Origin of the sequence: Streptomyces sp. CC228A, assembly GCF_021390935.1 — a bacterium.
Taxonomy (GTDB): domain Bacteria; phylum Actinomycetota; class Actinomycetes; order Streptomycetales; family Streptomycetaceae; genus Streptomyces.
Window position 1 is genome coordinate 1 of record NZ_JAJPUI010000016.1, and the last position, 13,585, is coordinate 13,585.

11 protein-coding genes and 1 pseudogene are annotated in these 13,585 nt (G+C 77.1%); 7 read left to right on the forward strand and 5 right to left on the reverse strand.

Annotation, left to right across the window (positions count from 1 at the left end):
* Positions 1 to 663: 663 nt before the first annotated feature.
* Complete coding sequence (locus tag L6E17_RS29200; RefSeq protein WP_236243642.1) at positions 664 to 1,626, forward strand: GNAT family N-acetyltransferase; 963 nt, start codon at positions 664 to 666, stop codon at positions 1,624 to 1,626.
* A gap of 177 nt (positions 1,627 to 1,803) precedes the next feature.
* Here L6E17_RS29200 and L6E17_RS29205 read toward each other — a convergent pair whose 3' ends face one another.
* Together L6E17_RS29205 and L6E17_RS29210 are read right to left on the reverse strand one after the other, a co-directional pair.
* Positions 1,804 to 3,579 (reverse strand): ABC transporter ATP-binding protein, encoded by a 1,776-nt coding sequence (locus L6E17_RS29205; protein WP_236243643.1) that lies wholly within the window; start codon positions 3,577 to 3,579, stop codon positions 1,804 to 1,806.
* 635 nt (positions 3,580 to 4,214) lie between these two features.
* Positions 4,215 to 5,168: a glycosyltransferase gene (locus L6E17_RS29210; RefSeq protein ID WP_236243644.1), complete on the reverse strand. Its 954-nt coding sequence runs from the start codon at positions 5,166 to 5,168 to the stop codon at positions 4,215 to 4,217.
* Between the two features lie 187 nt (positions 5,169 to 5,355).
* Here L6E17_RS29210 and L6E17_RS29215 point away from each other — a divergent pair, with 187 nt between their 5' ends.
* From L6E17_RS29215 to L6E17_RS29225, 3 genes are all read left to right on the forward strand, one after another.
* Positions 5,356 to 6,378 (forward strand): iron-containing redox enzyme family protein, encoded by a 1,023-nt coding sequence (locus tag L6E17_RS29215; protein WP_236243645.1) that lies wholly within the window; start codon positions 5,356 to 5,358, stop codon positions 6,376 to 6,378.
* A gap of 515 nt (positions 6,379 to 6,893) precedes the next feature.
* Positions 6,894 to 7,547, forward strand: coding sequence for a HemK2/MTQ2 family protein methyltransferase (locus L6E17_RS29220; protein ID WP_236243646.1), 654 nt, complete (start codon positions 6,894 to 6,896; stop codon positions 7,545 to 7,547).
* Positions 7,528 to 7,749, forward strand: a complete 222-nt coding sequence (locus L6E17_RS29225) for a CDGSH iron-sulfur domain-containing protein (protein WP_236243647.1) — start codon at positions 7,528 to 7,530, stop codon at positions 7,747 to 7,749. Before L6E17_RS29220 ends, L6E17_RS29225 begins: the two co-directional genes overlap by 20 nt.
* Before the next feature lie 179 nt (positions 7,750 to 7,928).
* Here L6E17_RS29225 and L6E17_RS29230 read toward each other — a convergent pair whose 3' ends face one another.
* The gene (locus L6E17_RS29230) at positions 7,929 to 8,840 is read right to left on the reverse strand and encodes a MerR family transcriptional regulator (RefSeq protein WP_308315950.1); all 912 of its coding nucleotides are present in this window, start codon (positions 8,838 to 8,840) and stop codon (positions 7,929 to 7,931) included.
* 418 nt (positions 8,841 to 9,258) lie between these two features.
* Here L6E17_RS29230 and L6E17_RS29235 point away from each other — a divergent pair, with 418 nt between their 5' ends.
* Both L6E17_RS29235 and L6E17_RS29240 read left to right on the forward strand, forming a co-directional pair.
* Entirely contained in the window at positions 9,259 to 9,723 is a 465-nt protein-coding gene (locus L6E17_RS29235; protein WP_236243648.1) for a low molecular weight protein-tyrosine-phosphatase, read from the forward strand.
* Between the two features lie 148 nt (positions 9,724 to 9,871).
* Positions 9,872 to 10,680 (forward strand): annotated as a pseudogene (locus L6E17_RS29240) (fructosamine kinase family protein).
* Positions 10,681 to 10,808: 128 nt separating this feature from the next.
* On the opposite strand, the gene L6E17_RS29245 reads toward L6E17_RS29240, so the two are convergent.
* Positions 10,809 to 11,546, reverse strand: coding sequence for a carbonic anhydrase (locus L6E17_RS29245; RefSeq protein WP_236243690.1), 738 nt, complete (start codon positions 11,544 to 11,546; stop codon positions 10,809 to 10,811).
* Between the two features lie 463 nt (positions 11,547 to 12,009).
* On the opposite strand from L6E17_RS29245, the gene L6E17_RS29250 reads away from it, so the two are divergent.
* Positions 12,010 to 12,774 carry an SDR family oxidoreductase gene (locus L6E17_RS29250; RefSeq protein ID WP_236243649.1) on the forward strand — a complete coding sequence of 255 codons (765 nt, stop codon included), beginning with the start codon at positions 12,010 to 12,012 and terminating at the stop codon, positions 12,772 to 12,774.
* 515 nt (positions 12,775 to 13,289) lie between these two features.
* Here the strand turns inward: L6E17_RS29250 and L6E17_RS29255 are convergent.
* On the reverse strand, positions 13,290 to 13,514 hold the full coding sequence (locus L6E17_RS29255) for an acyl-CoA carboxylase subunit epsilon (protein WP_236243650.1): 225 nt from the start codon (positions 13,512 to 13,514) through the stop codon (positions 13,290 to 13,292).
* Between the last annotated feature and the right edge of the window lie 71 nt (positions 13,515 to 13,585).

Here is a 13,585-nt window from a genome sequence, read left to right on the forward strand (position 1 = left end):
CGGGGCCTGCGGCGTCGGGCCGCGTGCAGGGGTCGGCGTGTGGCAGTGGGCCTGGTCCAGGTCGCGGACCGCCATCCGGGGGAGCCTGACCGTTTCCGGGTGCTGCACGGCGGTTGGCCGACCGGGGCATGGCCTTGCCGGGAGGGCGGCGCACGTGTCCGGCCCGGGTCGCCGGGCGGGGCCTCGGGGTGCGCGACAAGTCGGAGCGCGGATGCGGAACGGCCGTCCTCCGTCCCCGCCCCTGCGGTCAGTGACGGCAGGGCTGGAACAGGCGGCGCGGCCGCGCCCTGTCGGGGGAACGCAGGGCGCGGCCGGGTGCGCGCCCCCTCTGCCCGCAGACGGAGTGGTACGCCCGGCCAGCATGGCATCGATTCCGGCCATACGACAGGGCCTTGACTGGAAATCATCGGTGGGGGCCGGGGTGGGCGGACAGGGGCCGGGGTGGGCGGACAGGGGCTGGGGGCGCGCGCCGGGCGGCTGGTGGGGCCGCGGTGTGGTGGGGTGTCGAGGGGCCTGCCGGCTGGGGACGGTGTCGGAGCGTCGTCTTCTCGGACGGCCGGGCCCCTGCGGTGCCCTGGCATCGCGAGGGGCCGTCGTCGGCGGGCCGGGGGCGGGGGCGAATATTCGTTTGCGGGATGTGCGCGGCGGATCGAGAGTGGCCGGATGACATCCGAACCACCCGTCACGGTCCGGCCGGCCACCGTCGGCGACGCGCCGTCGGTCTGCGACCTGCTCAACGAGATCGACACCATCGAGATCGGGCGGCCCGACACGGATCTGCACACCGTGGAGACCGACCTCGCGCATCCGGAAGTGGATCTCGCGGAGGACTCGTGGCTGGCCTTCCAGGGCGACCGCCTGGTCGCCTATGCCCTGGTGTGGGACGAGTCCGGTGGTGAGCGGATCGACGCGGACCACTACGCGCTGCCCGGCTGCGGCGCCGCCGGCGAGCGGCTCCTGGCACTCGCCGAGGGCCGTGCGCTCGCCATGGCGCACGGCAACGGCGCCTCCCGGGCCGTGCTCCACCTGCACCTCAACACCAGCCCCACCACCGACCCTGAGATGCTGGAGCGCCGCGGCTGGCGGCGGGTGCGGCGCTACGAAGTACTGACCCGCCCGCTGTCCGCGGAGGACCGGAACGTCCCCGAGCCGCCCGCTGGCCTGGCGCTGCGGGACTGCACCGGCGAGGCGGACCGGCGCCGGGCCCACGCGTTGCTGCAGGAGGCGTTCACCGAGCACTTCGACCACCAGCCGCGCACCTACGGCCAGTGGCTGGAGGACCTCGGTGCGGCGCACATCGACTGGTCCCTGGTGTGGATCGCCTCGCTGGACGGCGAGGACGCCGCCGTGCTGCTGTCGAGGAACGACCGGCAGAGCACGGCCTGGATCCCCAGCATCGGCGTGCTCAAGGCCCGCCGGGGCCGGGGCGTCGCGGGCCACCTTCTGCGGCACGCCTTCGCCGTGTACGCCGCCAAGGGGCGCGACAGCATCGGCCTCGGGGTGGACACGCTCAACGAGACGGGTGCGCTGCGGCTCTACGAGGCGCACGGCATGCGGACCGACTACGCGGTGGACACCTGGGAGGTGGTCCTTCCGGAACCGGCCCCGGTGACGGACGCCGGGTGAGCCTTCCGGCACCGGCCCCGGTGACGGACGCCCGGGTGAGCCTTCCGCCCCGGTCGGCCCGGCGCGGCACCGGCTACCGCTCCCGCTGCCCCGCGGGAGCGTCCCGGCGGGCAGCGGTCGCCGCCGGCGAGGGGCGAAGGCCGGTACCGCTGCTGCGGTGGTGGAGGTGCGTCCGGTTCAGGTGACGGCCTCCGCGTGTGCCTCTTCCCTCGGGACCAGGAACTGCGTGGCCGCGAGCTCCCCGTAGAGGGCGTCCGATGCCGCCAGTTCCGCGTGCGTGCCCACGGCCCGTACGCGGCCTGCTTCCATGACGACGATGCGGTCCGCGAGGGTCACCGTCGACAGCCGGTGCGCGACCACCAGCACCGTCGTGTCGCGCGCCGCCTCCGCGACCGTGTCCCGCAGGGCCAGTTCGTTGACGGCGTCGAGCTGCGAGGTCGCCTCGTCGAGCAGCAGCAGGCGCGGCTTGCGCAGCAGGGCGCGGGCGATGGCCACCCGCTGGCGCTCGCCGCCCGACAGCTTGGTGCCCCGGTGGCCCACAAGGGTGTCGAGGCCGTCGGGCAGGCGCTCCACGAGGCTCTCCAGGCGGGCCCGCCGGAGCACGTCGGCCACCTCGCGGTCCGTGGCGTGCGGTGCGGCGAACAGCAGGTTCTCGCGGAGAGTGCCCGAGAGCACCGGCGCGTCCTGCTCCACGTAGCCGATGGCCGCGCGCAGCCGGTCCAGGGGCCAGTCGCGGACGTCGGCGCCGTCGACGAGGACCCGGCCGCCGGTCGTCTCGTAGAAGCGCTCGATCAGCCCGAACACGGTCGTCTTGCCCGCGCCGGACGGGCCGACGAAGGCCGTCATGCCGCCGCCCGGGACGGCGAAGTCGACGCCGTGGTGGATGTACGGCAGGCCGTCGTCGTAGCGGAAGGTCACCCCTTCGAAGGCGACGGAGGCCGGGCCTTCCGCGTGCGGCAGGGTTCCGGTGCGAGCGGACGACGGGACGGTGTCCTCCGTGCCCATCCGCTCCGCTTCGACGATGCGGGCGACGGCCGCCGCGCCGACCTGGTACTGCGTGGCCGCCTCCACCAGCTGCGCGACGGGTTCGATCAGGTAGAACAGGAGCAGCAGGAAGGCCACGAGCGTGGCCACGGAGATGGCGCCCGACGCGACGCGCGCGCCGCCCACGCCGAGCACGGCCAGGAACGACACCTGGACGGCGAGCCCCACCGACGTGCCGGCCACGGACTGCCACTTCGCGGAGGTCACGCCCTGCCGCCAGGCCTCCTCAGCGGCCTCCTCCAGGGCGGCGGTCTCCCGGGCCTCCGCACCTGAGGCCTTGACCGTGCGGATCGCGCCGAAGGCCCGTTCCAGGAGCGCGGACATCGTGGCGACCGCTTCCTGGGCCCGTGCCGTCGCCTTGGCGATCCGCGGCATCACGAGCGCCGTCGCCGCGGCGACCAGCACGATCACCCCCAGGGTGACTGCCAGCAGTACCGGGTCCTGGAAGCCCATGAGCACCACGGCGCCGGCGAAGGTGAGGGCCCCCGTGGTGCCCGAGACGACCGACTGCGTCGTCACGGCTCTCAGCAGGGTGGTGTCCGAGGTGATCCGCGACATGAGGTCGCCCGGCTGGACGCGGTCCATGTCGGCCACCCGCAGCCGCAGCATCCGCCCCACGAGGCTGCGCCGGGCGGCCAGGACGACGGACTCCGCCGTGCGCTCCAGGACGTAGCCGCCGGCCGCGGACACCGCGGTGCCGAGGACGACGAGGGCGGTGAGCAGCAGCAGGACGTCGGTCACCGGCTCGTCGCCGCCGAGCCGGTGCACCAGCTCCTTCGCCGCGAGGGGTTGCGCCAGGCCGCTGAGCGAGCCGACCAGGGTGAGCAGCGCGCCGAACGCGACGCTGCGCCGGTGGGGCCGGAAGCGGGCGTAGAGGGCCCGCCAGGTCTGACGGGCCGTCAGCGTCACGGCTTCGGCGCCGGGGCCGGGGCCAGGGGCGGTGGCGGGGGCGGGGCGGGGCTTCGGCCGGTGTCCGCGGTGTCGTGTGTCTGGTCTCTCCTGTTCACACCGGTCAGGACGCGAAACGGGCCCGGGTCCCTGACCGGCCGCGGCGTGGCGCCCGGGGCAGGGTCGGGAGCGGACGTCGGCCAGTGCTCCGGCCCGGCGGTCACACCGGCGGGAGGCTCAGCCGCCCGGCGCCGCCGCCCTGGCGTGCGCGCTCACCGAGGCCGCGGAGGGAGGCGGGGAGCGCATGGGAGGCGGGGAGCGCATGGGCGGCAGGGGCGGGTGGGCACGCCGCGCGCCCGGCATCCGTCGGGGCCGGACGCCGCGGGCCGGGCGTTCCGCCGCCCGGGCCGTGCGCCGGGGGCAGGCGCGCCAGGCAGGGCGGGAGGGTCGTGCCATCGCCGGGGCAGGCGTGCCGGGCAGGGCGGGAGGCCGCGCCATCGCCGGGGCAGGCGTGCCGTACCGGGTGGTGCGAGGCGTGGTGCGGGCGGGCTGGGCTGTTGTCCCGCGCGCGGCGGCGGCCGTCCCGTGCAGGGCCGCTGTCCGGGGAGCCGAGCAGGGCAGGCCGCGCCGGGAGTCCGTGCCGTGCGGCGCGTCGCTCAGGCGGGGGTCTGGGCGAGGCGGTCGCGTTCGCGGTCCTGCCAGTCCGGGAGGCTCATGAGCGGGGGCAGTTCCTGCGTGCGGGCGGCGCGCCGGACGACCTCGCCCGGCCGCTCCCCCGGTGTGAGGACGGCGTCCCCCCAGTGGCGGGGGAACTCGCGGCCCTGGGCGCGGAACTCGTTGCGCAGGGCGACGTAGAGGAGTTCGAACGCCTGGAGGGAGATGTGGGCCCAGTCGCCCTTGACGTGCTGCTTGTAGCGCAGGTCGACCTGGCCGATGGACGCGGCTCCGTGGCGGCGGGCGATCTGGTCGAGGATGCCGAACTCGGTGCCCCATCCGGCGGGGAAGGTGAGGGAGGCCAGGACGGAGCGCCAGGTGGCGTGCTCGCCGCTGAGGGGCTGGCGGAGGCCGCCGAGCTCCGGGTGGAGCAGGGACAGCACGGGGCGGGCCATGGCCTCCGTCGTGCGGCCGCCCTCGTAGAGGTCGTAGAAGGCGCGGACGTGAAGCAGGTCGGGGTCCCGGAGGAGGGGTCCGATGAGTCCCGCCGCCTTGGCGGAGTCGAATGCCAGGTGGTCGCCGTCGATGAAGACCACGATGTCGCCGTTGCTCTCCCAGATGCCCTTCCACATCACGGAGCCCTTGCCGGAGTCGGGGATGTCGGCGACCGGTCCGGCCGACGAGAAGCCGACCACGCGCGCCCCCGCCCTGGCGGCGCGCTCGGCGGTGCCGTCGGCGGAGTCGTGGTCGACGACCAGCACCTCGTCGACCGCTCCCGCAGCCACGAGGTCGTCGACGACCGGCGCCACCACGCCCTCGATGGTGGAGGCGCAGTTGCGGGCCGGGACGACGACGGACACCCGCACGGGCGCACCGCCCGGCGCGGTGCGGGCCCGCTTGGCGTCGGCGAGCTGCCGGGGACTCCCGGTACCGGACGCGGGGAAGGTCTTGATCATCACTGGTCCTGGTCGTGGCGGTCGGTGGGGGCCTCCGCCCTGTCTACGGCCGCCGGTACGGCCGCGCGACCCGGCGGGCGGCCGTCCGGCGGCTTCGTACCCCGTACGGGGACCGCGTCCGCCGGCCGGCGGGGCCCTGGCCGGAAGGGGGTGGTGTACGGCTCGGGCCGGGCGGTACCCGGCTGCCATGACCCACGACATGCACGGGCCCGCGCTGCCGACCGGCCGCGGGCCGGTCTCCGGAGCCGTACGGGCGTACCTGGCCGGCGAGGGCGGCCTGCCCGCGGAGGCGGATGCCCGGGCGGCGGATCCCTACGGCGACGATCTCCAGCTCGCCCTGTACGTGTGCTACGAGCTGCACTACCGAGGGTTCGCCGGCGTCGACCCGGAACGCGAGTGGGATCCGGCGCTCCTCTCCGTGCGGTCCTTGCTGGAGGGGCGGTTCCTCGACGCGCTGCGGGCCGACACGCCGGTGCACGGGACGGTGGACGACGCCGTCCGGGACATCCTCCACGAGCCGGCGGACGGCAGCGGCGTCTCGCACTTCCTGCGGGACGAGGGGCGCCTGTGGCACCTGCGGGAGTATGCGGTGCACCGGTCGCTCTACCACCTCAAGGAGGCCGATCCGCACGCGTGGGTGCTGCCGCGGCTGTGGGGCCGGGCGAAGGCGGGGATGGCCGCCGTGGAGTTCGACGAGTACGGCGGGGGCCGCGCCGAGCGTGTGCATGCGCGCCTCTTCGCCGACCTCATGGAGGACCTGGGGGTGGACGCCCGCTACGGCCGCTGGCTGGACGCGGGCTGCGCCGAGATGCTCGCCGTGGTCAACCTCATGTCCCTCCTCGGTCTGCACCGGGCGCTGCGCGGGGCTCTCGTGGGCCACTTCGCGGCCGTCGAGGTGACCTCGTCCCCGGCGTCCCGGAGGCTGGCGGAGGCGATGCAGCGGGCGGGGGCGGGCCCGGCGGCCCGCTTCTTCTACGACGAGCACGTCGAAGCCGACGCGGTGCACGAGCAGGTGGTGCGCCGGGAGGTGATCGGGGGTCTGCTGGCGGAGGAGCCGCACCTCGCCGGCGACGTCGTCTTCGGCATCGACGTGACCGGGCATCTGGAGGACCGGCTGGCGGATCACCTGCTGCGGTGCTGGAAGGACGGGCGGTCGTCGCTGTACGGGGCGGAGGGCGGGGCGCGCCCCGAGTGGACGGCCGTCGGCTGAGGGGCTTTCGAGGGCCGTCGGGCGGGGTGTGCGCTGAGGGCCGTCGGGCGGGAGAGTGGCTAGGGAGCGTCGCCCGAGGTCAGCGCCGTCCCGACGGCGGGTGGCAGCCTCTGGTGGCGGCCCGCCCCGGTCGGGGCGGGAGCGTCGCCGGGGCCCGGGGCGGGGCGCGGTCCTCGCAGGTCGCCGCCCGTCGGCCCGGGGCGTGCGCGGACGTCCCGCCGTCGCGGAGGCGTACCGCACCAGCCGCGGAGCGCGGGCGTGCGGGGACGTGCCAGCAGCATCTGTCACGCCGGACCACCCGCCCCGTGTGCCCCGGTGCTGCGCGGACGTCCTGGAGGGGGCCGGCTGGTCGTGCTGCCTGGGCGGGGAGGCGGTGGGGGCCGCGGACGTGTCCCCCGGTGGCCTGTGTCGGCCTCGCGGCAGGCGGGGCTCACGGCACCGCGCAGGGCCGGGGTGCGGGTGGCGCGCACGCGGGCCTTGTTGGGTTTCCGCCGATCGGGGGTACCCGGTTGCCCGTGAAGCTACTGGTACCACCGGGCGTCTACGCCCCGCAGGAGGACACGGCCCTGCTGGCGGGCGTGCTGGACGCCGTGCCGATCCGCGCCGGGGAGCGGGTGCTCGACATCGGGACCGGCTCGGGTGCGCTGGCCCTCGACGCGGCGCGGCGCGGCGCCCGGGTGACGGCCGTGGACGTGTCGTGGCGCGCCGTGCACACCACGCGGCTCAACGCGTGGCGGGCCGGGCTCCGGGTCCGCGCGGTCCGCGGCGACCTGTGCGCGCCCGTCGCCGGCGAGACGTTCGACGTGATCGTGTCCAATCCCCCGTACGTGCCCGCGCCGGGCCGCGCGTGGGGCCCGCGCGGCGCCGCGCGGGCGTGGGACGCCGGCCTCGACGGCCGGATGCTCCTCGACCGCATCTGCCGCGACGCCCCCCAGCTGCTCCGCCCCGGCGGCACGCTGCTGCTGGTGCACTCGGCGCTGAGCGGAGCCGGGCGCACCCTGGAGCACCTGGGCGCGGCGGGGCTGGACGCCGCCGTGGTGGAGCACCGAAGGGTGCCCTTCGGGCCCGTCCTGCGCGGGCGGCGCGACTGGCTGCGCAGGCAGGGCCTGCTGGCGCAAGCCCAGGACGACGAGGAACTGGTGGTGATCCGTGCCGAACGACCGCGCTGACGCGCCCTGCCGCATCACCCTGCAGCGCCGCGGCCCCCTGCTGGTGGAGGGGCCGGTCGAGGTGGAGCTGGAGGACGGCTCCGTGGTGTCCTCGGACCGGTTCCGCGTCGCCCTGTGCACCTGCCGGCGCAGTGCCCGCTTCCCCTGGTGCGACACGAGCCACCGCCGGTCGGCTCCGGCCGCGGGTGACCAGCGCCCTTAGGCACCCGCGGGCTGCGACCGGTGCGCCCCCGTCCCCGTGTGCGCGTACGCGCCGGGTGGCGGCGGTACGGGCGCGGGTCGGTACACACCCGCGGGCACGGCCCCGGCCTGCGGTGTGCCGGTGCTCCCCGCCGTTCCCGCTGTGCCGACGGGCCGCGGGGACCAGCCCGGAGGCCGGCGTCAGAGGGACTGGCGTCCGGGTGCGGCGAGGGGGACCGCGAGGTCGCAGACCTGCTCGTCGGGGGCCGCCTGCGCCCAGTGGCCGAAGTACACCTCCCGGGCGGGACCGGACTCGCGCTGCCCGTTCGCCGCGATCCACCGGTACACCGCGTCGTAGGCGGACAGGATCTGCGGATACCCTGCCTGCGCCCTGGTGAGCGTCGTGTACGCCTGCTGGTGGGCCGGCTCCGTGCGGGCGGCGGCGGGCGCGTCGGCGGCGCGGCTCGGGGCGACGGGGAGGCACACCTCCACCGGGCCGTCGCTGTCCTCGCTGACCTCGCCGTGGTAGACGACGAACGGGGCCGCGACGACACCGCCGCAGGCTTGGGCCGCCTCCTCCAGCCGGGCCGTGGCCGCCGGGATCCACACCGGCAGGTCTTCCGGCTGCGCGTGGCGCAGCTCGGTGAGGACCGTCTGCCCGGGCACCGCGCGCTGCTTGATCGCGAAGGCGCCGTACGGCCGCTGCGACCCGTCCGCCGGGTCCGGCGCGTACGTACCGGGGATCTGGTGCGCGTCCCGTGATCCTTGGCCGCGGGCCAGTTCCCCGCAGAGGTGCGCGGCGAGCGCGCGCTGGGCGGCGACGCGCTGCTCGACGCCCCGCCAGTAGCGCGCCACCGCGTCGGCAGCCTCCGGGCCCGGCGCCGCGAGGACATCGGCGATCACGGTGAGCGGCATGTCGAGCGTGCGCAGCCGGGCGATCAGCCGGGCGGTGCGCAGCCGGCCCTCCCGGTAGGAGCGGTAGCCGGTGACCGGATCGACCCGGTCCGGCGGGAGGAGGCCCTGGCGGTCGTACAGCCGCAGGGCCTTCGGCGAGAGCCGTGCCCGGCGGGCGAAGGCGCCGATGCTCAGCAGGGTGTCGTCGTCGTTCTGCACGCCCGCCAGGGTGTCCCCTGCCCCTGGGGCAAGGTCAACCCGTGCCGTCGCCCGGTGCGGCAGGGCCGTGCCGGGCGGGTGGGCAGCGCGCCGGGCCGGGGACGGGGCGGCGGGCCGGGGACGGGAAGGGCAGCGCGGCGGACCGGAGACGGGACGGGCAGCGCGGCGGACCGGAGACGGGACGGGCAGCGCGGCGGACCGGGCCTTGAGGGGCAGCACGCCTGGCCTGGGCGCATGGTGGCCGGGGCAGCGCGCCTGGCCTGGGCGCATGGTGGCCGGGGCAGCGCGCCTGGCCCGGGTGCGGGGCGGCCGGGTACGGGCCGGGGGCTCGTCGGCCGGTCGTCAGGGGGCCTGGCGTCCGGGTGGGACCCGGGCCCGCCCGGCGGTCCGGCGGGGCACCGGCCTTACGCTGGGGGCCGTGCACATCTGCTTCGTCTGTACCGGGAACATCTGCCGCTCCCCGTCGGCGGCACTCGTGTTCGCCGAGCAGCTGCGCCGCGCCGGCCTTGCCGACGCGGTGCGCGTGACCAGTGCCGGGACCGGCCCCTGGCATGCGGGCGAGCCCATCGACGAGCGGGCCGGCGAGGCGCTGGTGCGGCGCGGCTATCCGGTGGAGCACGTCGCGGCCCAGGTCGGCGACGACCATCTGGAGGCCGACCTGCTGCTGGCGATGGACCGGGGGCACGAGAAGGCCCTGCGGCGGCTGACCGGCGACTCGTCGCGGGTGCGGCTGCTGCGGTCCTTCGCGCCCGGCGCGACCGGGGACCTGGACGTGCCCGATCCCTACTACGGCGGGCCTGAGGGCTTCGACGAGGTGCTGTCGATGATCGAGGCCGCGACACCTGGACTGCTCGCCTGGGTGCGGGAGCGTCTTCCGCGATGAGCGGGAGCGGGTCGCCGCTGTCCCCGGGCCCGGCGGGATCCGGCGGCCGGTCCGGTGGCCCCGGCCGTCCGCGCTCCCCGGCCCCGTCCGCTCGCCCGGCCCCGTCCGCTCGCCGCGTGAGGCGGCGGGCCGGTTCGCCGGGGCGGCGGTGGCCGCTGAGCGGCCGCTGTCGGGGGCGGTCACCGAGGTGGTGCTGGCGGACGGCCGGTCGGTGGCGGTGAAGCGGGGCGACGGCCCCGGTGCCGTGCGGGCGGAGGCGGCCGGGCTGCGCTGGCTGGCCGAGGCCGGCGCGGTGAAGGTCCCGGACGTCCACGGGCACGACGAGGACTGGCTCGTGACCGAACGCGTACCCGCCGGCCGCCCCGGCGCCGCCGCAGCGGAGCGGTTCGGCCGCGAGCTCGCCGCCCTGCACGCGGCGGGCGCGCCCGCGTTCGGCGCCGCGCCGCCGGGTGGCCCCCGCGAGGCGTACATCGGGCGCGCCCCCTGCGGAATGTGCCGGGCGGCGACTGGCCGGGCTGGTACGCGGAGCACCGCCTGGCGCCGTACCTGCGCGGCGCGGTGGACGGCGGCGCGCTGCGACCGTCCGAGGCGGCCGTCGTGGAGCGGGTCTGCGAGCGGCTGCCTGAGCTCGCCGGTCCGGCGGAGCCGCCGGCGCGGCTGCACGGCGACCTGTGGAGCGGGAACGTGCTGTGGGCCGGCGACGGGCGGGTGTGGCTGATCGACCCGGCGGCGCACGGCGGCCACCGGGAGACCGACCTGGCGATGCTCCGGCTGTTCGGCTGCCCGCACCTGGAGCGGGTGCTGGCCGGCTACCGGGAGGCGGCGCCGCTCGCGGACGGCTGGGCGGACCGCGTCGGGCTGCACCAGCTCTTCCCGCTGCTGGTGCACGCCGTGCTGTTCGGCCGCGGCTACGGGGAGCAGGCGGTCGCGGTCGCCCGGGAGGCGCTGGCGCGCTGACCCCTGCGGCGGCCCCGCCCGGTGGGGTTCGGCTGCGGCCGCGAGGCGGCGGCGGGGCCGGGCCCGGCGGGCCCCGGCCGGGGCGGTCCGTGGCCGTCCGGCCCGGCGGCGGTCCGGCCCGGCGGCGGTCACCCGGGGTGCGGCGTGGCCGCCGCCGGTCCGTGCGTGCGGGGGGCGCGGGAGGGAAGCCGGCGGACCCGCTGCGTGTGCAGGTCGTAGCGTGCTCCGGCGATCGCCAGCCGCCCGGTCGTCACCCTGGCCGCCAGGTCCGGCTCGGCGGCGAGCTGGGCCCGCACCAGGCGGATGTTCGTGTCGATGGCGGCCGCTGTGCGCTCCTCACCGGCCAGGGTGCGGTCGACGGCCGGACGAATCCGGTCGGCGAGGTAGGAGATGTGGGCGGGGAGGGGTTCGTGCGTCTCGTCCGCGCGGACGGCGGCTGTCACCGCGCCGCAGGTGGTGTGGCCCAGGACGAGGACCAGCGGGATGTCCAGTTCCAGGACGCCGAAGGCGATGCTGCCGAGGACCGCCTCGTCCAGGACGCAGCCCGCCGAGCGGACCGTCATCAGGTCGCCGAGCCCCTGGTCGAAGACCAGTTCCGGCGGGACGCGGGAGTCGACGCAGCCGAGGACCAGGGCGAAGGGGTGCTGACCGGAGACGGCCAGGGTGCGGTCGGCCGTGGCCTCGTGGGGGTGGCTCTGGTGCCGGGTGGCCCAGCGGTGGTTGCCGCGGGCGAGCTCCCGCAGGGCGTCGGCCGGGGTCCGGGGCCGGTGGGCGCGCGGCGCGGGGCGCGGGGCGGCCGCGGTCGGCGCGGTGGCGAGGGAGAGGGTGCCGGCGAGGACCGCCCCGCCGGCGAGCGCGGTCCGCAGGAGGGTGCGCCGCGGGGCGCGGCCGCGGACGTCGTCCGCACCTGCGGGCGGGACGTCGGCGCGGGCGCCCTCCGGCCGGCGGGAGGCGGTGGGGTCGGTGGTCACGGCGGAACGCCAGGCGCCGCCGAGGACCGTGGGCGGGCGCTTGGGGTGCACTTGGCCGGCCTTGACGTGCACTTGGCCGGCCTTGGGCGGGATGTGGGCGGTCGTTGACGTTCCTTTGGCGGGCCGCGCTTGCGTGGGGATCGTCCGGGCGCTCGGGCGCCCCTCCGGGCCCGGGTGCCGGGCCCCGGGGCGGTGATGCGCGGTGGGGGCGGGCTGCGGCGGCGGGGCTGTTCGGGTGGTTCCCGGGGACCGGGCGCCGTCGCCGGCGGGCACTGCGGCGGGAAACCGGGAGGCTGGGGGTGAGGTCCCGGGCGGCTGCCGCGGGGCCTGTCGGCAGGAGGCGGCTGCGGAGGTGTGCATGGCGGGACCGGAACGGCCGGTCGTCCTGGTGACCGGGGCGTCGTCGGGTATCGGGGAAGCGGTGGCCGACCGGTTCGCCGCCGACGGGGTGGAGCGCTGGAGGATGCTCCTGGCCGGCCGCAGCGAGGAACGACTCGACGCGGTGGCGCTGCGCACCGGGGGCGGGTCGCTGGTGGCTGACCTCGGTGAGCCGGGCGGCGCGGAGCGGCTGGCGGGCGAGGCCCTGGAGCGCACGGGGCGGGTCGACGTGCTGGTCGCCTCGGCGGGCATCGGGTGGGCGGGGCCTTTCGTGGACATGCCCGCGGCCGCCGTGGAGCGGCTGGTGGCGGTCAATCTGACGTCGGTGGTGCAGTTGGTGCGGCTGCTGCTGCCCGGGATGGTGGCGCGCGGGGTGGGGCGCGTGGTTCTGATCGGTTCGATCGCCGGGTGCGTCGGGGTGGCGAACGAGGCCGTGTACGCGGCGACGAAGGGCGGCCTGGTGGCTTTCGCGGACAGCCTGCGGTACGAGCTCGCCGACACTCGGGTGCGGGTCGCCACGATCCTGCCGGGTGCTGTGGACACGCCGTTCTTCTCGCACCGGGGTGCTCCCTACCATCGGGCGTGGCCGAGGCCGGTGCCGGTGGACCGGGTCGCGGAGGCGGTGTGGCGGGCGGCGGTGCGGGGCCGTGAGGAAGCGTTCCTGCCGGGCTGGCTGGCGGGTCCCGCCCGGCTGCGCGGGGCGGCGCCGGGGCTCTTCCGGGCGATGGCCAAGCGGTTCGGCTGAGCGGTCCCGTGGCGGGGGCGTGTGCCTACGGCCAGGCGGGCCCGATGTGCTGCGGGACCGGCCGGCTGACGGACCGGCGGATGCCGGGCGGCAGGGTGCGCTGCTGTCTGCCGGCTCGTACTGCCCCGTATCTCCGGGCGGGCGGGGCGTGCGCCCGGCGTGCCGTACGCGTCGGCACTCTCCCGGGGCGTGCACCCGGCGTCCCGTACGCGTCGGCACTCTCCCGGGCGGTGCGCCCGGGCCCCGTACTCCTGCGCGCTCTCCGGTGCTGTGCGCTCGGGGGACCGGCCTTCCCCTCACTCCCCCGCCCTACCAGCCCTGCCCGCCGCTCTGGGGTACGGCCGCTCACGGCCGCGTCGCAGGCCGTACGCGCCGGGGACCCGCCCTGAGCGGGCCGGATGCGGTCTGCCCGCTGGCCTGCACTCGTACGTGTCGAGGTCCGGGGCCCCGGCGCCGCGCCGGGCGGCGGGCGACCGGCTCGCCCGGCCGGTGAGGCGCGCCGCGACGGTGGTCGCTCAGGGGCGGTGGGGCGGCGGTGTGTGGCCGCCGGTGCACCAGGAGTGCGGCACAGGGTGGGGGCGCCAGGCGCGGTGCCAGTCGGGCCGGTGCGCCCGGTGGTGCCTGTGGTGCCCGTCCGCGCCGGCGACCGTCCCGAAGGCCACCGCGCTCAGCACGGCGGTGACGGCGGCGAGTTCCGCGGCGGTGGGTGAACCGTGAACTATCCGTAGGTGGTGGCGCATTGGTCCATCGTGCGTCGGTCGCTGCGGGTGCGCATCCGGTGACGCCGCGGTGCGCGGCGAGCCGTCCGGCG